Source organism: Bradyrhizobium sp. USDA 3311 (assembly GCF_054062495.1).
Genome location: NZ_JBSSFI010000001.1, coordinates 2,102,165 through 2,125,372, shown reverse-complemented (window position 1 = coordinate 2,125,372; position 23,208 = coordinate 2,102,165). Strand labels below are relative to the sequence as shown.

Here is a 23,208-nt window from a genome sequence, read left to right as displayed (position 1 = left end):
AAGGGACGTCGCTCTGCAAATACGATTGCGACCCCAGCAGGGAGACGAGTTCGATTCTCTACGCGGCCCGGATCGCGTCCAGGAACTTTCCGACCTCGACCTTGAGGCGGCTGCTCTCGCCCGACAGCGATCTGGCTGCCGCGAGCACATTCGAGGATGCCGATCCGGTCTGGCTCGCGCCGCGCTGCACATCGACGATGCTGGCGGAGACCTGCTGGGTGCCGCGGGCCGCCTGCTGCACGTTGCGGGAAATCTCCCGCGTCGCCGCGCCCTGCTCCTCGACCGCCGAGGCGATCGCGGACGCGATCTCGGACATGCGGGTGATGGTGTCGCCGATCGACTTGATGGCGCCGACGGAATCCTCCGTCGCCGTCTGGATTCCCGCAATCTGCTGGCTGATCTCGCCGGTGGCCTTGGCGGTCTGCTCGGCCAGCGCCTTGACCTCGGAGGCGACGACGGCAAAGCCGCGGCCGGCCTCGCCGGCGCGGGCCGCCTCGATGGTGGCGTTCAGCGCCAGGAGATTGGTCTGGCCCGCGATCTGGCTGATGAGCTCGACGACGTCCCCGATCCGGCCGGCGGCCTTGGCCAGCTCGCCGACGTGATCGTTGGTCCGCCCGGCCTGCTGCACCGCTTCGCCGGCGACGCGCGCGGAGTCCTGGACCTGCCGGCTGATCTCGTCGACCGACGAGGCCATTTCCTCCGCCGCCGCGGCAACGGTCTGCACGTTGGTGGAAGCCTGCTCGGACGCGGCCGCGACGGTCGCAGTGACCTTTTCCGATTGATCGGCCGTGCTCGTCAGCGTTCCCGCCGAGGCCTCCAGCTCCGAGGATGCCGACGCCACGGTGTTGATGACGTCGCCGATCATCGCTTCGAAGTCGCGCGCGATCTGGTCCATCCGCTGGCTGCGACGGAGCTTCGCCTCGGCTTCGACCGCGGCCGCCTCGTCGGCGGCCTTCTTGGCCGCGAGCGAATCCTTGAAGTGCCGCAGCGAGCCCGCCACCTGGCCGATCTCGTCGTTGCGGCCCGTCGCGGGGATCTCGACCTCATGCTGTCCGGCGGCGAGCGTGCCGATCACGTCCGCGAGCCGGCTAAGCGGCGTTACCACGCGGCTGCGCAGCATCATGGTCACGCCACCGAGCGTCCCGAGCAGCGCCAGCACCGCCACGCCCGCAAGCGCGAGCATCGCCAGCGCGCCATCGCGCGCGGCCGCGGCGCGCTCGGCCGCTTCGGCCAGCGCGGCGTCGCGCACGCCGTAGAACATCTGGATGGCCGGCACGATGACACCGGCCAGCTCTTCGGCGTTGACGCCGTACTTGCCGTCGCTACGGGCCGCCGGCATTTCCTTATCCACGACGAGCGCGGCTTTGCCGAAATAGGAGTCCGTCGCCGCCTTCAGCGCGGTGGCGATGCGGGGCGGGCTTCCGAGCTGGTCGATACCGGCCTCGATGCGCTCGCGGTCGGCCTCGACACGCCCCTGCATGCGATCCATCAGCGAGAACTCGGCCGCGGTGAGCGGCCGGCGTACGCTCAGCGCCGGCGACAGCGTGGCGGCGCGGCTGCCGGCCGAGACGCGCAGATCCTGCGCCGTCCGTGCCAGGCTCAGCAGCGCCGCAAGCGAGGAATCGGCATTGACGACCTTCGCCTCGAGCCGGTTCATGACCGGCTCGATATTGCCGAGCACCTCGGCAACACCGGGCAGGAAACCCTTGATCGCGGCGCTGTCGCGCGCCGCCAGCGGAACACTCATCGCGCGATCTGCCGCAGCGTTGATCTCCTTCAGCCGCCGCGCGGCACGGTCGAGATGCTCCGCAATCGCTCCGCCGTCATCCAGCACCATGATGGCCCGCCTTGCGCTCTCGAAGGCGGTCTCGGCGGCTTTCGCGGCCTTCGCGGCAGCGTCGATCTGGGCCTGCGTCGCAGCGGCCTCCTGGAAGATCGGTCCAATGTAGGGGGCACGAAGACCGGCGACCTGCTGGCTGACCATCAGGGTCGCACCAAAAGCGTCAACCGTCTTGATCGCGTCGGAGCGGTTCGTGAAGATGCGCGCCTGGGGTATCAGCACCTCGGCGCCGAGGATGACTGCAAAAACCGTCACCGTCAGCATCGACAGCGCGAAGAGCTTCCCGATCCGCATCCTTGGGTCCCCGAATACATTGCTACAAATGTCGAAAACGTAGCTGGCGGCCACTAAGGGCCCGTTAAGCAACGGCCCGTAGTTCAGCGGAGTGCCCTGGGCCGCGCGGGTCGCCGGAACGCTGTCATCGCCGGTTCCCCGTGGTGCCAGATGCGACAGAATTGCCGGCATTTTCCTCGCAAAACACCTATATCAATGCTTGCGCCGCCATCCGGCCGCACTCGCATACCTCCGGAACATCAATGCTCTCGGTCGAACTCGTCATCGTCGTCGTCCTGATCGTCATCAACGGCCTGCTCTCCATGTCCGAGCTGGCCGTGGTCTCGTCCCGTCCGGCCCGCCTCTCGCTGCTCGCCGCCAAGGGCGTGCGCGGCGCCGACCGCGCGCTGACGCTGGCGGCCGATCCCGGCAAATTCCTCTCGACGGTGCAGATCGGCATCACGCTGGTCGGCGTGCTCTCGGGTGCATTCTCCGGCGCGACGCTCGGGCAGCGGCTGGCGCAATGGCTGGTCGAGCTCGGCCTGTCCGCCGGCATCGCCGACATCGTCGGCGTCGGCATCGTCGTCACGCTCATCACCTACGCCACACTGATCGTCGGCGAGCTGGTGCCGAAGCAGGTGGCGCTGCGCGACCCCGAGAGCATCGCGGTCAAGGTCGCGCCCGCGATGCATGTTCTGGCGCGGATCTCGCTGCCGCTCGTCTTCCTACTCGATCTCTCCGGCAAGCTGATCCTCACGCTGCTCGGCCGCGGCGGCAAGGCCGAGGAGAAGGTCTCGGAGGACGAGATCCATCATCTCGTCAGCGAAGCCGAAAATGCCGGCGTGCTCGAGCCCGGCGAGAAGGAGATGATCGCCGGCGTGATGCGGCTCGGCGACCGGCCGGTCGGCGCCGTCATGACGCCGCGCACGGAGGTCGACGAGATCGACCTGAACGACGCACCGGAAGCCATTCAGCAGATCATCGCCAAGAGCCCGCATTCGCGCTTTCCGGCCTCGGACGGCGAACGCGACAAGCCGATCGGCGTGCTCCAGGCCAAGGACCTGCTGGTCGCGTTCATGAGCGAACGCACGCCCGATCTGCGGGCACTTGTTCGCGAAGCGCCAAGCATTCCCGCCTCGGCGGATGCCCGCGACGTGCTCGCGATCCTGAGGGCCGCTCCGGTCCATGTCGGTTTCGTCTATGACGAGTACGGCGCCTTCGAAGGCGTGGTCACCGCGGCCGACATTCTGGAATCGATCGTCGGCGCGTTCCATTCCGAGGAAGGCCCGCCGGAGCCGGCCTATGTCAAGCGCGCAGACGATTCGCTGCTGGTCGCCGGCTGGATGCCGGTCGACGAATTCTGCGAGCTGCTCGGCATCGAGCTGCCGCCGCACCACCGCTTCTACACCGTGGCGGGCCTCGTGCTGCAACACTTCAACGTGCTGCCCAATGTCGGCGACGCCTTCGACCTCGGCGGCTGGCACATCGAGGTGATCGATCTCGACGGAAGAAGGATCGACAAGATTCTGGCGAGCCGTCGGGGTGAGCAGGCGGCGGCGTGAGTGCGCGCTTGCGTGAAGTGACGCATGCTGTCGCGCCAATCTCCACTCGTCGTCCCGGACAAGCGCGCCTCAAACGCGCGCCGATCCGGGACCCATACTCCCAGGAAGCCGTTTGGCGAAGACTGGGTGTTCGGTACTACCACCAACCGCAATCGATCGATCACGCGGTATGGGTCCCGGATCTGCGCTGACGCTTGTCCGGGACGACAGCTGAGATTGTGGCTCGCGCTCATGCCAGATGCAGGCGCCTACCCGAACCTCACACCGATCCGCTTTTCCTTGCGCCAGACCACGGTGCACGCCAGATGCTTTCCGTCGGCCTGGATGAGCAGGGTGAAGTGTTCGGGAATGCCGACCGGGCTGGTGACGTCGAGGGCTGCGCCGGTGTCCGAGAAATTGCGGACAGTGCAGTCGATCGCGCCGCCACCGAACTCGATCGTTCCGGCCTTCAGCACGCGATGCCTGGCTTTGTTGCGTCGCTCGTCCATGGGATGAACTATACCCAAAGTTGAATCAGACGTTAAGCCCCCGCTCTGCTCGCGACAATTTCATGGCCTCGCGCGGGCCGCATCATGCCGTGGCCCGGCGCCTCACAGCGCCGGCTGGAACGTCTCCGCCCGCGCCATCCGCCAGGCGTCGCGGAAGCGCGGGTCCTCCGTGCCTTCGAGCAATTCTCCCGGACGCAGCGCCGGATAGAGCTGCGCGAAAGATTGCACCTGGGTCGTCGACCTCCGTTGGCTGAAGTGGATCGGGCGCAGCTGCTGGGGATGTTCGAGGCCGGCCGCGGCGATCAGCTCGGTCAACGAATGCAGCGTGGCATGGTGGTAATTGTGCACGCGGTCGATCTTGAGCGGCACGTAGAGCGCGCGCGCCCGCGTCGGGTCCTGCGTCGCGACACCGGTCGGGCAGCGGTCGGTGTGGCAGCTCAGCGACTGGATGCAGCCGAGCGAGAACATGAAGCCACGCGCCGAATTGCACCAGTCGGCGCCGATCGCCATCGCCCGCGCCATGTCGAACGCGGTGGCGATCTTGCCGGAGGCGCCGAGCTTGATGCGGTCGCGCGCATTGATGCCGATCAGCGCGTTGTGCACGAAATTGACGCCCTCGCGCATCGGCATGCCGAGATGGTCCATGAACTCGAGCGGCGCCGCACCGGTGCCGCCTTCGTTGCCGTCGACGACGATGAAATCGGGATAGATGCCGGTCTCCAGCATCGCCTTGCAGATCGCCAGGAATTCCCAGGGATGACCGATGCACAGCTTGAAGCCGGCCGGCTTGCCACCGGAGAGGCGGCGCATCTCAGCGATGAACTGCATCATGCCAACGGGCGTCGAGAAGGCGCGGTGCGAGGCCGGCGAGATGCAGTCCTCGCCCATGGACACGCCGCGGATCTTGGAAATCTCCTCCGAGACCTTTGCCGCCGGCAGCACGCCGCCATGGCCGGGCTTGGCACCCTGGCTGATCTTGAGCTCGACCATCTTGATCTGGTCCTGGCCGGCGACGCGCGCGAACGCTTCGGGATCGAACGAGCCGTCGAGATGGCGGCAGCCGAAATAGCCGGAGCCAATCTCCCAGATGATGTCGCCGCCCATCTCTGCGTGATAGGGGCTGAAGCCGCCCTCGCCGGTGTCATGGGCAAAGCCGCCCTTCTTCGCGCCGGCATTGAGCGCACGCACCGCGTTCGGGCTGAGCGCGCCAAAGCTCATCGCCGAGATGTTGAACACCGAGGCCGAGTAGGGCTTCTTGCAGTCCGGTCCGCCGACGACGACGCGAAACTTCTCCTCGGCATGCGCCTTCGGCGACACCGAGTGATGCATCCACTCATAGCCCTCGCGGTAGACGTCCTCCTGGGTGCCGAACGGACGCTTGTCGAGCTGCATCTTGGCGCGCTGATAGACCACCGCGCGGGTGTCGCGCGAGAACGGCATGCCGTCCTTCTCGCTCTCGAAGAAATACTGCCGCATCTCGGGGCGTATCTCTTCGAGCAGGAAGCGGATATGCGCCGAGATCGGGTAGTTGCGCAGCACCGCATGGCTCTTCTGGAGCAGGTCGCGGACGCCGAGCAGCGTCAGGGCGCCGAAGATCAGGATCGGGATCAGCAGGATGTCGAAGATCTTGCGGTCGGCGATGCCGAAGCCGATCAGGAGCGCGGTGACGACCGCGCAGATCGTCAGCACTATGAAGCGCGGCGAGAATGGCATCAGCAGGGTTTCCATGGCCCCCTCTTCCAACGGCCCACGCTTCGATTTTGGCGCTTTGCTATTTTCGTCGGCCACGATTCCCATCCTCTCGCCAGCTTGAGGCGGTACGATACGCCCGCGCCTGTCATACGGATATGACGCGGCCCTTGTTTCAGGCTAGCGAATTCCGCCGCCGCAGATCAATCCGCCGAGAGGTTAGGCTTTTGCAGTGCAGCAGAGGGAGTGGGGGTGGGAATAGTGGGGCGGCCGGGTAAGGTGCTTTACCCACCGCCGTCGTCCTGGCGAAAGCCAGGACCCATTACCCCTAAACGGGGTTGCGCGAAGACTGACAACGACCAGCCTTCGCCAAACTTGACTCGGTGGGTATGGGTCCTGGCTTTCGCCAGGACGACACCGAGAGGATAAACGAGCGGTGCTTACCGCTCGACGAACGCCTTCTCGATCACGAAATGGCCGGGCTTGTTGCCGCTTCCCTCGATGAAGTCGCGGCCTTCGAACATCACCTTCAGCTCTTCCAGCATCGCCGGGCTGCCGCACATCATGATGCGGTCGGTTGCGATGTCGAGCGGGCCCTGTCCGATGTCGTTGAAGATCTGCTCGGAGCTGATGAGGTCGGTGATGCGGCCCCGATTGCGGAACGGCTCGCGGGTCACGGTCGGATAATAGACCAGCTTGTCCGCGAGCAGCTCGCCGAACAGCTCGTCCTCGCGCAGATTGGCGACGAGCTTCTCGCCATAAGCGAGCTCGGAGACCTGGCGGCAGCCATGCACCAGCACGATGGTCTCGAACTGCTCGTAGACGTCGGGGTCCTTGATCAGGCTCGCGAACGGCGCGAGGCCCGTACCGGTCGAGAGCAGCATCAGCCGCTTGCCCGGGATGAGGTTGTCGGTGATCAGCGTGCCGGTCGCCTTGCGGCCGACCAGGATGGTGTCGCCCTCCTTGATCTTCTGGAGGCGCGAGGTGAGCGGACCGTCCTGAACCTTGATCGAGAAGAACTCGAGCTCTTCCTCGTGGTTGGCGCTCGCCATGCTGTAGGCGCGCAGCAGCGGACGGCCGTCGACCTCGAGGCCGATCATCGCGAACTGGCCGTTCTGGAAGCGGAAGCCGGTATCGCGCGTGGCGCGGAAGCTGAACAGCGTGTCGGTCCAGTGCTGGACGGAAAGAACCTTCTCTCGGTAAAACGCGCTCATGATTTTCGATATTCCGAATAATTGCGGTTTTAGGGCAAAAGCGCTGCCCGGCCCTGAAAGCGGGGCGGACACCATTGCCATGGCGGAGGATTTCGCGTGTGTGATCTACGCCATTGAGACCAATAATCAACCTCGTTTCGGATGCAATTGATGCCGATCAAACCGGCATTTGCGGTGGAATTGGCCGCATCATTAATGAATCTGCTGCGTGGCGCGCACAGAGGGCAATTTCTTTTCCCTTTCGGGCTCGATGGCAGCACTTAATTTCCGTCGCGCTCGCGAGAATTTCATTAAGAATAGCTCTGATCTTCACCCCGGCTTGGCGCCGATGCCCGCATTTTTGCGGCTTTTGGCGACAGGAATGATTGAGACCCATGGCCAGCAGCGAACGCATCTTCGTCCAGGCGATCAGGCGCTATTGCGCCCGACATGGCATTGCCGTCGACATCCGCGCCGGTGGCTGGCTGATCGCGATGCGCCGGGGCAAGGCGCGCCACTTCGCCTTCGGCTACGACATCGGCCTCAACAGCGCCATCGCGCATCGCCTCGCCAATGACAAATCGGCGACCGCCGAGGCGCTGTCGCTTGAAGCCGTGCCCTGCATTCCTCATCATCTCTTCCTCAACCCGAGCATGGGCGCGTATGTCGCCGGCCCTGGTTGGCGTGAAGCGATGCTGGCGCTGCTTGCGCAGCACCCGCAAGGCGTGGTGGTGAAGCCGAACGAGGGCACGTCCGGACGCGCGGTGTTCAAGGTGACGAGCGCTGCCGAGCTCGATCGCGCCGTCTGCGAGGTTTTTTCGTCGGGCCTCGGCCTCGTGATCGCGCCTTATGTCGAGATCGAGGAGGAGGTCCGCGTGATCCTGCTCGATCGCAAGCCGATGATCGTCTACCGCAAGGACCGGCCGTCGGTCGTCGGCGACGGCGAGCATACGTTGCGCGAGCTCGCGATCGCGGCGGGACACGACGGGCAGCTCCGCGAGCTCGAAGCGCGCGACGTGAATGCGGTCATCCCGAACGGCAAACGGCGCATCCTGAACTGGCGGCACAATCTCGACGCCGGCGCGCGGCCGGTGCTGATGGAGAATGGCGAGGTGCGCGCGGCATGCGTGAAGCTCGCCGTCGACGCCGCCAACGCCATCGACATCGCGTTCGCCTCGATCGACGTGGTGCGCGTGGATGGCGCCTGGCGCGTGCTCGAGATCAATTCCGGCGTGATGATGGAGGCGCTGGCGAAGCTCCATCCGGAGCTGGTGCAGGCGACGTATGACGCGGCGCTGGACCGGGTGTTTGGGAAGACAAGCTGAGCGCCAAGCGCACGCTGCCATTCCTTCTCCCCTTGTGGGAGAAGGTGGCGCGGAGCGCCGGATGAGGGGTTCTCTCCACTTGTATGACTGCTCGTGCGGATAGATACCCCTCACCCGTCTCGCCGCTATGCGGCGAGCCACCCCACAAGGGGAGAGGGTGCATCGAGACCGCGGCACGATCACCGCCACTCAAACCGCCTAATTATTCGCGCTCGCCGAATCGTCCATCGCCTTGAAGGCTTCCTCGAGTTGCAGCGAGATCGGCACGTTGAGCCGTTCGCCGGTCGGAAGCCTGGCGGTGAACCATTTGTTGTAGAGCGGGACGAGGTCGCGGTTGGAGCCGAGCTTGCGGAAGGTGCGCTCGACCACAGCCGACAATTGCGGCTCGCCTTTCCTGAACATGATGCCGTAGGGGTCGTAGGACAAATAGTCGCCGGTGACGCGGTACTTGTCCTGCGCCTTGTGGCGCGCGATCAGGCCGGAGAGCAGGATGTCGTCGGTCGCGAACGCATCCGCCTTGCCGTCTGCGAGCATCTGGAACGATTGCTCGTGATCGGCGCCGACGGCGATGGTCAGCCCCAGCGAGGATTTCTTGTCGGCCGCCTGGATCGCCTGCTCATTGGTGGTGCCCTTCGTCACCACGATGGTCTTGCCCTTCAGGTCGGTCAGCGACTGGACGCTGGACGCCTTCGGCACCATCAGCTTGGTACCGGCGACGAACATCAAGGGCGAGAACGCGACGCGTTTGGCGCGCTCGGCATTGGCCGTGGTCGAGCCGCACTCCAGATCGATCTTGTTCTGGAGCACCGCGTCGATACGGTCGTCCGAGGTGACCTTGACGTAGTCGATCTTGAGATTGGGATCGTCGACCTCGACGCCGATCTCCTCGACGATGGCCTCGCAGAGTTCGAGGCTGTAGCCGATCGGGCGGCCCGACTGGTCGAGGAAGGAGAACGGCGGCGAGCTCTCGCGATAGCCGAGCCGCACGACATGCGCCTTCTTGATGGCCGACAGCGTCGGGCTGAGCCCTTCGCTCCCGGTCTGGGCGAGTGCTGTGGTCGCGAGCAACGATGCCGCGAGCCAGAGGCAGCCGCCGATCACTGACCTTGTCAGTGTCTGGCCCATGGTGTGCTCCTAACCATGGCCGGCCATGGCGGGCACTTCGCCCGGCACCATGTCATCAGGAACGGCGTCGCCCGGTCCCATCGCATGCTCGGGCCCAAGCTCGCCTTCCCACTTCGCGACGACCGAGGTCGCGAGCGTGTTGCCGATCACGTTGGTCGCGCTGCGGCCCATGTCGAGGAAGGTGTCGATGCCCATGATCATGAGCAGGCCGGCCTCGGGGATGTTGAACTGCGCCAGCGTCGAGGCGATCACGACGAGGGAGGCGCGCGGCACGCCGGCCACGCCCTTCGAGGTGATCATCAGCGTCGCCAGCATCGCGAGCTGCGTGCCGAGCGGCATGTCGATGTGGTAGCTCTGCGCGATGAAGATGCTCGCGAAGGTGCAGTACATCATCGTGCCGTCGAGGTTGAAGGAATAACCGAGCGGCAGCACGAAGCTCGAGATCCGCGACGAGGCGCCGAAGCGGTTGAGGCCCTCCAGCGTCTTCGGATAAGCCGCTTCCGAGCTCGCGGTCGAGAACGCGATCATCAGCGGCTCGCGGATCAGCTTCAGCAGGTGGCTGTAGCGCGGCCCGATCACGATGAAGCCCACGATCACCAGGATCGTCCACAGGAGCGCCAGCGAGAGATAGAAGCCGCCCATGAACACGACGAGCTTCCAGAGCACCAGCAGGCCGTTCTTGGCCACCGTCGCCGTGATGGCGGCCCACACCGCGAGCGGCGCGAACAGCATCACATAGCTCGTCACCTTGAGCATGATGTGGCCGATATCGTCGATCAGCGCCAGGATCGGCTTGGAGCGCTCCGGCATCGCGCCCATCGCCACCGAGAAGAACACGGCGAAGATCACGATCTGGAGGATCTCGTTCTGCGCCATCGCGTCCGCGATCGAGGTCGGGATCAGATGGGTCAGGAATTTCTCGATCGAGAAGGCCGAGACCGGCAGGCCGGTCGATTGGCCTGCCGCAGGCAGCGTGCCGGGGAAGTTGGCGCCGGGCTGAAGCAGATTGACCATGATCAGGCCGAGCATCAGCGAGACGAAGGAGGCGCTGATGAACCACCCCATGGTCTTGGCGAAGATGCGGCCGAGCTTGGCGCCCGAGCCCATATGGGCGATGCCGCCGACCAGGGTCGCAAACACCAGCGGCGCGATGATCATCTTGATCAGGCGCAGGAACATCATGGCGATCAGGTTGATGGACGAGGCCCAGTCGGCGCGCGTATCGGGCAGGAAGTTGTAGATCGCCGAGCCCATGATGATGCCCAGCACCATCGCGCCCAAGATGTATTGCGTAAACCTGTTCGACATTGCTTACCCCCACGTACACCGGCGCTTCATGATGTCGCAGATATGACGGCTGCGCAACTCGCTTGGCGGGTGGCCGCGTTGGCCGGATGTTCCCGTTGTGAAACGGCCTCCCGCGATCTAGCCTTCATGCAGCGCACAACGAATGCGCCTGCACGTTTTCTTTGCGGCAGCTGCATCAATAATTGTCAAACAAACGGAGAGGGAAACGCCATGAGCGGCAGCATCAATCGCCAGATTCTTCTGGTCGAAAAACCCAGCGGCAAGCTCGGCCCTGAACATTTCAAGATGGTCGACGGCGCGATGCCGGAGCCGAAGGACGGCGAGGCCTTGCTGCGCGTGCGTTACATCTCGCTCGACGCCGCCAACCGCGCCTGGATGCATGGCGCGACCTATCGTTCAGCCGTCGAAGCGAACAGCGTGATGGCCGGCGGCGGCATCGCCGAGGTCGTCAGCTCGAAGGCGCCGGGGTTGGCTGCCGGCGACATCGTGTTCGGCGACACCGGCTGGCAGGAGTTTGCCGCGGTGCCGGCAAAGCATCTCACCAAGATGCCGAAGCTGGAACCGATGACGCATCTGCTCAGCGTGTTCGGCATCGCCGGCCTCACCGCCTATTTCGGCCTGCTGGAGGTCGGCAAGCCCAAAGAGGGCGAGACCGTCGTGGTCTCCGCGGCGGCCGGCTCGGTCGGCTCGATCGTCGGGCAGATCGCCAAGATCAAGGGATGTCGCGTCATCGGCATCGCCGGCGGCGCCGACAAGTGCAACTGGCTGACCTCCGAGCTCGGCTTCGATGCCGCCGTCGACTACAAGGACGGCGCGGTGTTCAAGGCCCTGCGCGCGTCCGCGCCAAAGGGCATCGACGTCTATTTCGACAATGTCGGCGGCGACATTCTGGAAGCCTGCCTGCCGCAGATGAACAATTACGGCCGCATCGCCTGCTGCGGCGCGATCTCGCAATATGACGGTGCGCCTGCCGCGCACGGTCCGCGCGGCGTACCCGGCCTGATCGTGGTGAAGCGGCTCGTCATGCAGGGCTTCATCGTGATGGACTACATGAAGGACAGCCAGCGCGCGCTCGCCGAGCTCCAGGGCTGGGTCAAATCCGGCAAGCTGAAGGTGCAGGAGGACATCATCGACGGATTGGAGAACACGCCGAAAGCGCTGATCGGATTGCTCGCGGGCGAGAACCGCGGCAAGCGCATGGTCAAGCTCTGACGACGTATTGCTTGAGCATGATCTCCGCGCAAACGCGTTCCGCGTCTGTCGCGAGGGAAAACCACTGCACACTTTGCGCTGACGCGGCCCTTCGGGTCCGGATCATGCTCTAGTTACGTCGCAATTGCGCCGGCATTATCCACTTGCGGTAGCGGCCAAAGCATCCAAAGATACCGCGCGCGAGGCATCACTCGCGACGATTGCGCTTGAATCACATTTGAAAATCGTCGGCGCTACCGACAGGGCGGGAATTCACTCAGATGTTCAACACGTTGAAACATGCATCAACGCGCACGGCGTTGCTCGCGGCCGTGCTCTTCGCAACTGCAACAGGCGCGTTCGCGCAAGCGCCGACCGACGCGCAGAAGAGCGCGATCCGGTCCGCATGCCGCTCGGACTTCATGGCGCACTGCTCGAGCGTCACGCCCGGCGGCGTGGAGGCGTATCAATGTCTGGCGAAGAACATGTCGAGCCTGTCACCTGGATGCCAGACCGCGGTTCGCGCGGTCGAGCCCGCTGCGGCTCCGAAGACCGAAGCCGCGCCGGCCGCACCAAAGACCGAAGCTGCGCCCAAGACCGAGTCCAAGACGGAAACGGCGCCTGCGGCGCCGAAGGCTGAATCGGCGCCCGCCGAAAAGCCCGCCGCCGCACCAGCGCCGAAGGCAGCTGCCGCCAAGCAACCGAGCAGCGCGCAGGTTGCTGCGGTCAAGAGCGCGTGCCGCGCCGACTATCCCAAGGTCTGCGCCAGCGTGCCGCCGGGCGGTGCGCCCGCGCTCGAATGCCTTGAGAAGAACAAGGCAAAGGTTTCGCCCGCCTGCGAGAAGGCCCTGAGCGCCGCGGCCGGCGGCGGCGCAGCGGCAACGGCAGCGCCTGCGGGCGCAGCCCCTGCGGCGGCGGCAGCACCGGCGGCCGCGCCAGCCGTGATCGTTCTGCGCCCGCTGCGGCCGCGCGAAGAGCTGTTCATCGTCCGATCGGCCTGCGGCGCCGACATCCGCACGCTGTGCGCCGGCGTCGCGCCCGGCGGCGGCCGCATCGTGCAATGCATCGCCAGCAATGCCGCGTCGCTGTCGCCCGCGTGCAAGGACGTGCTGGCGCCGTTCGCGGCGCGATAAGGCAGCGCACGGCGACGCGCCGGAGTGCACGACACCGATCGGCGGCATGCGCGAATGAATTCACGCACGCCTGCCGCGATCAACCTTTGCGGATATCGATTTCGATCACGACAAGACCGGGAGGACAACATGCGTTCATTGCTGCTGGTTGCTTCTGCACTCCTCGCCTTCGGGGCGACCATGACGTTCGAGGCCACCGACGCCAACGCGGTGGTGTGCGCCCGCGGCGTCTATCGCGCCGGCTGCGCCGGGCCGAACGCGGCCGTCGTGGTCCGCAAGCCGGTTCCGGTGGTCCGCTGTACCAGGGTGCTGGTGGACGGGGTCTACGTGAAACGTTGCGTCTGATCGCCGGGTGGCCAAGAGGGCGCGCTTTGGCTATGGTTCGCGCCTGACGGTTTCGGACGCGCGCAAGACGCGGGTCCGAAAGCGAGCTTTGGCGCGCCGCGCTTGGCCGATAATTCTGCTGGCGCGGGAGGCCGGAGCACATTAGTCTACCCCTAGATAGTAAGTATACTGTCAATTAGGGAGGCAGACGTTGCGGATCGCCGTGATTGGCGGGGGGCCCGGCGGGCTCTACTTCGCCTATCTCTGGAAGAAGCGTCATCCCGAGGATCAAGTCGACCTGTTCGAACAGAACCCGGCCGACGCGACCTGGGGTTTTGGCGTGGTGTTCTCCGACCAGGCCCTGGAGTTCCTGCGCGCCGACGACCCCGAGACGGTCGATGCGATCGCGCCGCATATGGAGAGCTGGGAGAACATCACGCTCAACCTGCAGGGCGGCAGCGTCGCCATCGACGGGGTCGGCTTCTCCTCGATCGGGCGGCTCGAGCTCTTGCAGTTCCTTCAGCAGCGCGCGCTCGATGTCGGGGTCACGCCGCGCTTCGACACGCAAATTCACGGGATCGACCAGCTCAACGGCCACGACCTGATCGTCGCCGCCGATGGCTTGAACTCGCTGGTGCGCCGCGCTTACGAGGGCGATTTCGGCACCTCGCTGTCCTACTCCTCCAACAAGTTCGTCTGGTACGGCACCTCGAAGCGCTTCGACACGCTGTCACAGACCTTTGTGAAGACCGACCGCGGCGCCTTCAACGCCCATCACTACCGCTATTCGCCGACCATGAGCACCTTCCTGGTCGAGTGCGACCACGCCACCTGGCAGGCCTATGGCTTCGCCTACAAGGACGTCGAACAGTCCAAGGGCGTCTGCGAGGAGGTGTTCGCCGACACGCTCGGCGGCCACTGCCTCGTCTCCAACAAATCGGTGTGGCGCAATTTCCCCTGGGTCTGGAACGAGCACTGGTCGTTCAAGAATATGGTGCTGATCGGCGACGCGCTGCACTCGGCGCATTTCTCGATCGGCTCCGGCACGCGGCTCGCGATCGAGGACGCGATCGCGCTGGTCAAGGCGCTGGAATCCGATGCGCATCTGAACACCGCATTGCTTCGCTACCAGGCCGCGCGCAAACCGGTCGTGCAGAAGCTCGTCGACGCCGCACGAACCAGCGCCTCCTGGTACGAGAACTTTGCCCAGCACATGCAGCTCGACCTGATGGATTTTGCCTACAGCTACATCACCCGCTCCGGCCGCATCGACGATTCCCGGCTGCGGGCGATGTCGCCGGCCTTCATGGCGCGTTACGAGGCCGCCAAGAACGGTGGGGATGCGGCCAGTGAGGCTACCGCATGAGCAACGAGATTTGCGACCAGGTGCCCGCGGACAGCGCGGGCGCACGCGAGATCGGCTTTGCCGTTCCGGAAATCTACAACGCCAGCCGCGTGCTGTTCGACAATCTCGGCAAGGGATATGGCGACAAGCTCGCGCTCATTGGTCCGGCGGGCACGCGCACATATGCCGAGCTCTGCGCGGAGGCTTGCCGCTGGGGCAACGGCTTCATCTCGCTCGGCCTGAAACGCGGCGATCGGGTGCTGCTGTTCCTCGACGATACGCCGGCTTATCCCGCCGCCTTCTTCGGCGCGGTGCGCGCCGGCTTCGTGCCGCTCCTGATCAACACGCTGACCCCGCCGGATCTCCTGCAATTCTATCTCGCCGATTCCGGCGCGACCGTCGCGGTGGCCGAGTCCGAATTCTGCGCGCGCTTCAATGCGGAGGCGTGCAAGGACACGAGCCTGCATACGCTGATCGTCGTCAATGGCGAAATGGGCGAGCATGCTGCGCCTGCGGCGGTCGCGGCGGCAAGCTGGCTTGCGCAATTCCCGGCCGAGCTTGCGGAAGCGAATACCCATCGCAACGAGATGGCGTTCTGGATGTACTCGTCCGGCTCGACCGGCCGGCCCAAGGGCATCGTGCACCTCCAGCACGACATGACCTATAGCGAGGTGGCCTTCGCGCAGAATGTGTTGAAGCTGACGCCCGACGACATCTGCTTCTCGGTGCCGAAGATCTTCTTTGCCTACGGGTTCGGCAACTCCGTCACCTTCCCGTTCTCGGTCGGCGCGGCGACGCTGCTGCTGCCGGGACAGCCGAAGCCGGCAACGATCTTCGCGGTGATCGAGCAATACAGGCCGACGGTCTTCTTCGGCCTGCCGACGCTTTACACCTCGCTGACCAAGGCCGAGGGCGCGCAACAGACGAACTTCTCGTCGCTGCGCATGGCGCTCTCCGCAGCCGAAGTGCTCTCGGCCGAAGTCTTCAACGGCTGGAAGACGCTCACGGGGCTCGAAATCGTCGAAGGCCTCGGCTCGACCGAGGTGCTGCACATCTATCTCTCCAACCGTCCCGAACGGAAGAAGCTCGGCGCCGCGGGTCTGCGCGTGCCCGGCTACGAGGTCGCGCTGCGCGACAAGGACGGAAGTGAGGTCGGCGACGGCGAGGAAGGCATCTTGTGGGTGCGCGGCGATTCCAACACGCCGCTGTACTGGAATCGGCCGGACAAGTCCGCCGAGACCATCCGCGAGGGCGGGTGGATCTACACCGGCGACCGCTTCGTCCGCGATGCCGACGGCTTCCACTTCTTCCGCGGCCGCGCCGACGATCTCATCAAGATCTCCGGCCAGTGGGTCTATCCGCTCGAGGTCGAGCTCTGCCTCGCCGATCACCCCGACATCCGCGAATGCGCGGTGTTCGCCGCCGAGCTGCCCGATCGTCGCATGACGCTGAAGGCGGTGGTGGTGATGAACAGCCGTGCCGTAGACCAAAACGAGGCGACGCGGCGGCTACAGGATTACGTGAAGGGCAAGCTCTTGCCCTACAAATATCCGCGCGAGGTGATCTTCATCGACGAACTGCCGAAGACGGGGACGGGGAAGATCGACCGGCAGGCGTTGCTGCGGATGTGAGGCCGACGGCGCTGCCACACATTCGCTGTCGTCCCGGCAAACCCCGCCTCACCCGCCCTTCCCCAGATGCTCCAGCGCGTCCTCGGCCCGCAGCGGCACCCGCGAGACTTCGTTGTTGAGATCGACGAGCTGCACCAGAAGCCCCATCAGCGCCTTGCGGTCGGCGGGTTTCAGCGGCTCCAGCATGCGCGCCTGGGCGCGTTCGACGGCGGGAATGATCTCGCGCAGGATCGCGGCGCCTGATTTCGTCAGGTACAGCAGCTTGATCCGCTTGTCCTCGGGCGCGGGCTTGCGCTCGATATAGTCCTTGGCCTGAAGCCGTTCGATCACGCTGCCGAGGGTGGAGCGGTCGAACGCGATCACCGCCGACAGCCGCGTCGCATCGATGCCGGGATGGGTGTGGATCGCGATCAGCGCCCCATACTGCACCGGCGTGAGATCGAACGCCTTGCACTCCTCCATGAAGATCGAGACCGCGATCTGCTGCATGCGCCGGAACAGATAGCCCGGCGCGGCATAGACCGCGTCCATCGTGATCGGGGGAGGAGGCTTACTCGGCATCGGGCTGCTTCTCCGGTGCGGCATCGGCGAACGCCGGCAGCGCCTTGGCGGCGGCCTCCGCCTTCAGCAGGCGCGAATAGGCCGAGACGTCGACGCCGAAGCGGCGCGCGTTGGCAAGCTGCGGCACGAGGCAGAGATCGGCGAGCGTCGGCGCATCGCCGAAGCAGAACGGGCCCGGCTCGTCCCTGATCAGCGTTTCGCACGCCGACAGTCCCTCGCGGTTGACCCAGGCGGCCCAGTCCTGGACCTTCTCCTCCGCAAGCCCCAGCTCGCGCAGCCGCGCCAGCACCTTCAGGTTCTGCACCGGATGGGTGTCGCAGGCGATCGCCAGCGCAAACGCCCTCACCTTGGCGCGTCGCAGCGGATCCTTCGGCAGCAGCGGTGGATTGGGGTGCGTCTCGTCGAGCCATTCGATGATCGCGACCGATTGGGTCAGCACCGCACCGCCATCGTTCTCCAGCGCCGGCACCAGCCCTTGCGGATTGATGGCAAGATAGGCGGGCGCGCATTGCTCGCCCTTGCGAAGATGATGCGGCAGATGCTCGGCGCCGAGGCCCTTCAGATTCAGCGCGATCCGCACCCGGTAGGCGGCGCTGGAGCGGAAATAGCCGTGCAGCTTCATCGGAACCCTCCCTTTTGTTTTCTGTCATTCCGGGGCTCGCGAAGCGAGAGCCCGGAATCCATACTCCCGATCGTGGTTATGGATTCCGGGCTCGACTCTGGCGCGTCGCCCCGGAATGACGACAACCTTGTATGCCGTCCGTCACATTGACGCTACCTAGATCGTCAGTATACTGTCAATCAACAAAACGACGGGAGCCGCACCATGGAAGCCGTGACCAAGACGCCGGAACGCGAGGCGTTCTACAAGAAGATCGACGGCGAAAATCTCACCGCGCTGTGGACGGTGATGGGCGATCTGATCACGCCGGAGCCGAAGAGCGCCTGCCGGCCGCACCTCTGGAAATTCGACGTCATCCGCGACTACATGCGTGAAGCCGGCAAGCTGATCACGGCCAAGGAGGCCGAGCGCCGCGTGCTGGTGCTGGAGAACCCGGGCTTGCGCGGGCAATCAAAAATCACGACCTCGCTCTATGCCGGCGTACAGATGGTGGTGCCCGGCGACGTCGCTCCCGCGCATCGGCACAGCCAGTCGGCGCTGCGCTTCGTGCTCGAAGGCAAGGGCGCCCACACCGCCGTCGACGGTGAGCGCACCGCGATGGAGCCCGGCGATTTCATCATCACGCCGTCGATGACCTGGCACGATCATTCCAACGAGACCGACGAGCCGATGTTCTGGCTCGACGGCCTCGATATCCCGCTGGTGCAGTTCTTCGACTGCTCCTTTGCGGAAGGCTCGAAGGAGGACCAGCAGAGGATCACGAAGCCCGCCGGCGACAGCTTTGCGCGCTATGGCCACAATCTGCTGCCGGTCGACGTGAAGCGGAGCTCGAAGACCTCGCCGATCTTCAGCTATCCCTATGCCTACACCCGTGAAGCGCTGGAGAAGGCTCGCGCGAGCCAGGAATGGGACGCCTGCCATGGGCTGAAGCTGAAGTTCAGCAATCCCGAGACCGGCGACTTTGCGATGCCGACCATCGGCACCTTCATCCAGTTGCTGCCGAAGGGGTTCAAGACTGCGCGATATCGCTCCACCGATGCGACGGTGTTCTGCCCGATCGAAGGCCGCGGCCGCAGCCGCATCGGCGATGCCGTTTTCGAATGGGGCCCGCGCGACCTGTTCGTGGTGCCGAGCTGGCACTGGGTGACGCACGAGGCCGACGACGACGCCGTGCTGTTCAGCTTCTCGGATCGGCCCGTGCAGCAGAAGCTCGACCTGTTTCGCGAGGATCGGGGGAATGCGTAAGGCGGGGTGCTATAGCCTCACATTCGGTGTCGTCCCGGCGAAGGCCGGGACCCATACCGCGTGATCTATCGACGGCAGGTGGTGTGAGTACCAGCGAAGAGTAACTACCAGTCTTCGCCAAACTTCTCCCTGGGGTTATGGGTCCCGGCCTTCGCCGGGACGACAATGGAGGTTTTGGCGCGCGTCTCCACCCACATCGTCGCTGCGCTCGCAATGACGGAGTATGTCTCACCGCCAGTGCAGCAACCGCGTCTCCAGCAGATTGATCACCTTCCCCACCGCGAGGCCAAACACCGATAGGATCACGACGCCCGCGAGCAGCTGATCCGTCTGCATCAGATTGCCGGCCTGGAGCACGAAGGCGCCGATGCCGTATTGCGCGCCGATCATCTCGGCGCTGACGACGAGCAGCAGCGCCACCGAGGCAGTGATGCGGAAGCCGGCGAGGATCGCCGGCAGCGCGCCCGGCCAGATCACCTTGCACACAATGGTGGCGAAGGGCACGTTGAAGCTCTGCGCCATGCGGATCAGGTTGCGCGGCACCGCATCGACGCCGCTATAGACCGAGATCGCGGTCGAGAAGAACACACCCAAGGCAATGGTCGCGATCTTCGGCTCTTCGCCGATGCCGAGCCAGAGGATCAACAGCGGCAGCAGTGCGATCTTCGGGATCGGGAACAGCGCCGAGATGAAGGTGATGCCGACGCTGCGCGCGAGCCGCGACAGGCCAATGGCGAAGCCGACGGCGACGCCGGCCGCCGTTCCCAGCAGCCAGCCGACACCGATGCGCAGCAGCGAGGCCGAAAGGTGCTGCCAGAGCGCGCCTGACATCGCGAGCTCGTAGATCGCGCGCACGATCGCCAACGGCGCCGGCAGGAACAGCGGATTGACGAGACCGGCGCTCCCGGCCGCCTGCCAGATCGCGATGACGAGGGCGAGCGCGATCCAGCCGCCGAAGCGGCTGCTAGCCGGCACGAAGCCCGCGCCGCGGAAGCGGACGCGACGGGTCGCCTCGCTCTTGACAGGTGTCTCCGCCACCGGCGCGCGATCAAGCATGCTGGACCTCGCGCTCGGCATCGATCGCCTCGTGGCGGATCAGCGACCAGATCTGGTTCTGAAGCAACAGCAGCTTTTCGCGCGCCGCGGTTTCGCCGCGCTCGGCGCGCGTCATCGGCACGGTGACGACCTCGCGGATCCGCCCGGGCCGGCGCGACAGCACCACGATGCGGTCGGCGAGCCGCGCCGCCTCTTCGAGATTGTGCGTGACATAGACTGCCCCCATGCCGCCATCGGCGAGCAGGCGGACGAAGTCCTCCATCAACAGCTCGCGGGTCTGCGAATCCAGCGCCGAGAGCGGCTCGTCCATCAGCAGGATGGCAGGCCTGACCGCCAGCGCCCGCGAAATCCCGACGCGCTGGCGCATGCCGCCGGAGAGCTGCTTTGGATAGGTCTTGCGAAAATCGGTGAGGCCGGTGCGGCGCAGCGCATCCTCGACCAGCGCGCGGCGCTGCGCCGCCGAGAGCTGGGCGTGCAGCAGCGGAAATTCGACGTTCTCCTCGACCGTCGCCCAGGGCAGCAACGCAAAATCCTGGAACACGAAGGTGAGCGGATTGAGACTGTCCGCCGGCGGCGCCCCGCGCAGCTCTGGCGCGCCGGAGGTCGGCTGCAACAGCCCGCCGAGGATCGACAGCAGCGTGCTCTTGCCGCAGCCGGAAGGACCGACGATCGCGACCACCTCACCGGCGCTGACGGTGAAGGAGACGTCGTCGAGCACGGCGAGGTCGCCGAAGCGGTGGGTGATGTGGTTGGCGATCAAGTCCATGCTGTCTCGTCTATCCGGTTCTCCGTCGTTCCGGGATGATCCGAAGAATCAGACCCGGAACCTCGAGATTCCGGGTTCGATGCTTCGCATCGCCCCGGAATGACGGAAGCATCAATCCGCCTTCACATAGTCCTTCGCGATGATCGTATTGGCGTCAAAGCCCTTGTCGGCAAAGCCCTGCTCCTGGAGCCATTTGATCTGGTTGTCGACGTTCTTGACGTCGAGCTTGCCGTCGGGATCGATGTAAGCGCAATTGCCGACCACCTGCTCGACCGGCAGATTGGTGTACTTCGCGATGATCTCCAGCAGCGGCTTGGTCTGCTCGTTGACGGGCGCCACGCCGTCCTTCATCGCGGCGAGGATCACGTCGTGGTATTCGCGGTCAGCCTTTGCCAAAGCGCCGAGCAGCTTGGTTACCAGCGCCTTGTTGGTCAGCGTCTTCGGCGAGGCGAACACCGCGCCCAGCTGCCAGGGCGTCTCGTCCCCGACCCAGCCCAGGAACTTCGCGCCGCCCTCGTCCATCAGCTTGCGCGCGGTGGAGATCGGCAGCAGCGCGGCATCGACGGTCTCGCCCTTGAGCGCGGCCGCCGCATTCGACAGCGACTGCAGCGGGATGATCTTCACGTCGGCGAGCTTGAAGCCGTATTTGTCGGCGAGCAGGCCGAGCGAATAGTGGAAGGATGATCCGACCTGCGTAACCGCGACGCGCTTGCCCGCGAGGTCCTTCGGCGTCTTCAGCCCGGCCGCGTAAGCGTTGTTGCTGGCGAAATAGCCGATCAGGGGATAGCCGGCTTTTTCGCGGCTCATGCCGCCGATCACCTTGAGCACGCCCTTGCCGGCGAGATTGTAGAGACCGGCGGTGAACGCGGTGACGCCGAAATCGACGTCGCCCGAGGTGGTGGCGACCGCGATCGGCTGCGCCGCGTCGAAGAACTTCAGCTCGACGTCGAGCCCGGCCTCGCGGAAATAGCCCTTGTCCTGCGCGATGAAGACCGGCGCGGAGGAGGACAGGCGGAGCACGCCGATCCTGGCCTTCAGCGCGTCCTCAGCCTGCGCCGCGCCCATCGCCATGATCGCCACCAGGCCCGCAAGCGCGAGCCGCGCAATCCCGATCATCCGGTTTCCTCCGTCGTTGTCTTGGTCGTTCTCTTGCAGCCCGTCAAAGCCCTTCGGGCACGGGCTGGTCCCGTCCGATGAAGGCGCCCTGTTGTTTCAACGTTTCCTGCAATTTTTCAATGGGGATGTCACGCGGGGTCCGATTTCCGGAGAGCGCAAGTGCGGCGGCGGAACCTGCGGCCTCCCCCATCACGAAACAGGCACCCGAGACGCGGGCGGCCGACTGGCCCTCATGGGTCATCGAGGCGCAGCGGCCGGCGACCAGCAGATTGTCGACCCCCTCGGGCACCAGCATCCGGTACGGTAGTTCGTTATAGCCGCGCGATTCCGGGATTGGCGGAAAAGTGAAGATCACATCGCCGGGAACGTGAGCCTCGATCGGCCAGCCGTTGACGCCGATGGAATCCTCGAACGAGGCACAGCCGAGCACGTCCTCGCCGCTGAGCTGGTAGCCGCCCTTGATGCGGCGGGTCTCGCGGATGCCGAGCTGCGGCGGCAGGTCCACGATGTAGGACTTCTCAAAACCCGGCACGGTGCGCAGGAATTCGAACGCGGCGAGCGCCTGCCTGCGGCCCTCGATCTCACCGCGGGTGAGATCGTCGGGCTCGATGCCGTTGATGGCGTGGCCATCCTCGCGCGCGACCTGCGTGAAATTCACCCGCCATTCGATGCCGGATTTCTGCGGCCGCACGATGGCACTTTTCCGCGGGAATTTGTGGGTGCCGGCGGCGAGCGCCTTTTCCATCAATTGCGGGATGGTGCGCCAGGCCTCGCCCGCCTTTTCCGGATCGATATTGTTGAGGCGGAGCATCATCGACGGGTAGAGCGGATGGCCGTGTTCGTCGCCGACTTCGAACGGCGCCCCGGCCCAGACCGCGAGATCGCCGTCACCGGAGCAGTCGATGAAGATCTCCGAGCGCACCGCCTGCCGGCCGGCCTTGGTCTCGACCATCAGCGCGTCGATGCGGCTGTTATCGCCCATCACCACGCCGGCGCCGAGCGCGTGGAAGAGGATATTGACCTTGTGGCTTGCAAGGAGTTCGTCGGCCGCGATCTTGTAGGCCGCGGTGTCGTAGGCCTGGGCAAAGACCTTGCCGAGGATCAGATGCGGGGTGTTGAGGCCGTTGAGCAGGTCGATCCGCGCCAACAGCTCGGACGCCAGGCCCTGCACCAGCCGGTGGGCCTGGCCGTAGACGTTGCCATGCAGGCCGCAGAAATTGGTGACGCCGGCCGCGGTGCCCATACCGCCAAGGAAGCCGTAACGCTCGATCAGCAGCGTCTTCCGCCCCGCCCGCGCTGCCGACGCCGCCGCGATAATGCCGGCCGGACCGCCGCCGAGCACGACCACCTCATATTCGCCGTAGAGCGGCACCTGGCGCGCTGGTTCTTCGATCGTCGTGGCCCGCATGGCGCGT

At 65.3% G+C, this 23,208-nt stretch carries 21 protein-coding genes; 9 read left to right on the top strand and 12 right to left on the bottom strand.

Going from position 1 to position 23,208, the window contains the following annotated elements:
* Positions 1-58: 58 nt before the first annotated feature.
* Positions 59-2,134 carry a methyl-accepting chemotaxis protein gene (locus ACVWW6_RS10010; RefSeq protein ID WP_011082928.1) on the bottom strand — a complete coding sequence of 692 codons (2,076 nt, stop codon included), beginning with the start codon at positions 2,132-2,134 and terminating at the stop codon, positions 59-61.
* Between the two features lie 242 nt (positions 2,135-2,376).
* Between ACVWW6_RS10010 and ACVWW6_RS10005 the strand changes: the two genes are divergently transcribed.
* Positions 2,377-3,675: a hemolysin family protein gene (locus ACVWW6_RS10005; protein WP_456680636.1), complete on the top strand. Its 1,299-nt coding sequence runs from the start codon at positions 2,377-2,379 to the stop codon at positions 3,673-3,675.
* A gap of 248 nt (positions 3,676-3,923) precedes the next feature.
* Here ACVWW6_RS10005 and ACVWW6_RS10000 read toward each other — a convergent pair whose 3' ends face one another.
* The 3 genes from ACVWW6_RS10000 to ACVWW6_RS09990 form a co-directional block, all read right to left on the bottom strand.
* Positions 3,924-4,163, bottom strand: coding sequence for a PilZ domain-containing protein (locus ACVWW6_RS10000; RefSeq protein WP_011082930.1), 240 nt, complete (start codon positions 4,161-4,163; stop codon positions 3,924-3,926).
* A 102-nt stretch (positions 4,164-4,265) separates the two neighbouring features.
* Positions 4,266-5,891, bottom strand: coding sequence for an FMN-binding glutamate synthase family protein (locus ACVWW6_RS09995; protein ID WP_011082931.1), 1,626 nt, complete (start codon positions 5,889-5,891; stop codon positions 4,266-4,268).
* Positions 5,892-6,292: 401 nt separating this feature from the next.
* Complete coding sequence (locus tag ACVWW6_RS09990) at positions 6,293-7,066, bottom strand: ferredoxin--NADP reductase (RefSeq protein ID WP_028175111.1); 774 nt, start codon at positions 7,064-7,066, stop codon at positions 6,293-6,295.
* Between ACVWW6_RS09990 and ACVWW6_RS09985 the strand changes: the two genes are divergently transcribed.
* Together ACVWW6_RS09985 and ACVWW6_RS09980 are read left to right on the top strand one after the other, a co-directional pair.
* Positions 7,065-7,217 (top strand): hypothetical protein, encoded by a 153-nt coding sequence (locus ACVWW6_RS09985; protein WP_156149860.1) that lies wholly within the window; start codon positions 7,065-7,067, stop codon positions 7,215-7,217. The genes ACVWW6_RS09990 and ACVWW6_RS09985 overlap by 2 nt on opposite strands.
* 223 nt (positions 7,218-7,440) lie before the next feature.
* Positions 7,441-8,370, top strand: a complete 930-nt coding sequence (locus ACVWW6_RS09980; protein ID WP_456680635.1) for an ATP-grasp domain-containing protein — start codon at positions 7,441-7,443, stop codon at positions 8,368-8,370.
* Between the two features lie 198 nt (positions 8,371-8,568).
* Here the strand turns inward: ACVWW6_RS09980 and ACVWW6_RS09975 are convergent, their stop codons facing one another.
* A complete protein-coding gene (locus ACVWW6_RS09975) occupies positions 8,569-9,495 on the bottom strand; it encodes an amino acid ABC transporter substrate-binding protein (protein WP_011082934.1) in 927 nt (308 codons plus the stop codon).
* A 9-nt stretch (positions 9,496-9,504) separates the two neighbouring features.
* Positions 9,505-10,803, bottom strand: a complete 1,299-nt coding sequence (locus ACVWW6_RS09970; RefSeq protein ID WP_011082935.1) for a dicarboxylate/amino acid:cation symporter — start codon at positions 10,801-10,803, stop codon at positions 9,505-9,507.
* Positions 10,804-11,013: 210 nt separating this feature from the next.
* Here ACVWW6_RS09970 and ACVWW6_RS09965 point away from each other — a divergent pair, with 210 nt between their 5' ends.
* The 5 genes from ACVWW6_RS09965 (at position 11,014) to ACVWW6_RS09945 (ending at position 16,427) form a co-directional block, all read left to right on the top strand.
* Positions 11,014-12,015, top strand: coding sequence for an NADP-dependent oxidoreductase (locus ACVWW6_RS09965; RefSeq protein WP_456680634.1), 1,002 nt, complete (start codon positions 11,014-11,016; stop codon positions 12,013-12,015).
* A gap of 260 nt (positions 12,016-12,275) precedes the next feature.
* The gene (locus tag ACVWW6_RS09960) at positions 12,276-13,127 is read left to right on the top strand and encodes a cysteine rich repeat-containing protein (protein WP_456680633.1); all 852 of its coding nucleotides are present in this window, start codon (positions 12,276-12,278) and stop codon (positions 13,125-13,127) included.
* 129 nt (positions 13,128-13,256) lie between these two features.
* On the top strand, positions 13,257-13,472 hold the full coding sequence (locus ACVWW6_RS09955; protein ID WP_038966627.1) for a hypothetical protein: 216 nt from the start codon (positions 13,257-13,259) through the stop codon (positions 13,470-13,472).
* 190 nt (positions 13,473-13,662) lie between these two features.
* Positions 13,663-14,817 carry an FAD-dependent monooxygenase gene (locus ACVWW6_RS09950; RefSeq protein WP_028175116.1) on the top strand — a complete coding sequence of 385 codons (1,155 nt, stop codon included), beginning with the start codon at positions 13,663-13,665 and terminating at the stop codon, positions 14,815-14,817.
* On the top strand, positions 14,814-16,427 hold the full coding sequence (locus ACVWW6_RS09945) for a benzoate-CoA ligase family protein (protein ID WP_456680632.1): 1,614 nt from the start codon (positions 14,814-14,816) through the stop codon (positions 16,425-16,427). The genes ACVWW6_RS09950 and ACVWW6_RS09945 overlap by 4 nt, the downstream gene beginning before the upstream one ends.
* Positions 16,428-16,475: 48 nt before the next feature.
* Here ACVWW6_RS09945 and ACVWW6_RS09940 read toward each other — a convergent pair whose 3' ends face one another.
* Positions 16,476-16,988 carry a MarR family winged helix-turn-helix transcriptional regulator gene (locus ACVWW6_RS09940; protein WP_028175118.1) on the bottom strand — a complete coding sequence of 171 codons (513 nt, stop codon included), beginning with the start codon at positions 16,986-16,988 and terminating at the stop codon, positions 16,476-16,478.
* Positions 16,978-17,610: a maleylacetoacetate isomerase gene (gene maiA, locus ACVWW6_RS09935; RefSeq protein ID WP_456680631.1), complete on the bottom strand. Its 633-nt coding sequence runs from the start codon at positions 17,608-17,610 to the stop codon at positions 16,978-16,980. Before maiA ends, ACVWW6_RS09940 begins: the two co-directional genes overlap by 11 nt.
* A 204-nt stretch (positions 17,611-17,814) precedes the next feature.
* On the opposite strand from maiA, the gene gtdA reads away from it, so the two are divergent.
* Entirely contained in the window at positions 17,815-18,855 is a 1,041-nt protein-coding gene (gene gtdA, locus ACVWW6_RS09930; RefSeq protein WP_011082942.1) for a gentisate 1,2-dioxygenase, read from the top strand.
* Positions 18,856-19,083: 228 nt separating this feature from the next.
* Here gtdA and ACVWW6_RS09925 read toward each other — a convergent pair whose 3' ends face one another.
* The 4 genes from ACVWW6_RS09925 to ACVWW6_RS09910 form a co-directional block, all read right to left on the bottom strand.
* Positions 19,084-19,911: an ABC transporter permease gene (locus ACVWW6_RS09925; RefSeq protein ID WP_456680630.1), complete on the bottom strand. Its 828-nt coding sequence runs from the start codon at positions 19,909-19,911 to the stop codon at positions 19,084-19,086.
* Complete coding sequence (locus tag ACVWW6_RS09920) at positions 19,904-20,677, bottom strand: ABC transporter ATP-binding protein (RefSeq protein WP_011082944.1); 774 nt, start codon at positions 20,675-20,677, stop codon at positions 19,904-19,906. The genes ACVWW6_RS09925 and ACVWW6_RS09920 overlap by 8 nt, the downstream gene beginning before the upstream one ends.
* A gap of 111 nt (positions 20,678-20,788) precedes the next feature.
* Entirely contained in the window at positions 20,789-21,793 is a 1,005-nt protein-coding gene (locus ACVWW6_RS09915) for an ABC transporter substrate-binding protein (RefSeq protein WP_011082945.1), read from the bottom strand.
* A 43-nt stretch (positions 21,794-21,836) separates the two neighbouring features.
* On the bottom strand, positions 21,837-23,201 hold the full coding sequence (locus tag ACVWW6_RS09910) for an FAD-dependent oxidoreductase (protein ID WP_456680629.1): 1,365 nt from the start codon (positions 23,199-23,201) through the stop codon (positions 21,837-21,839).
* Positions 23,202-23,208 lie beyond the last annotated feature (7 nt).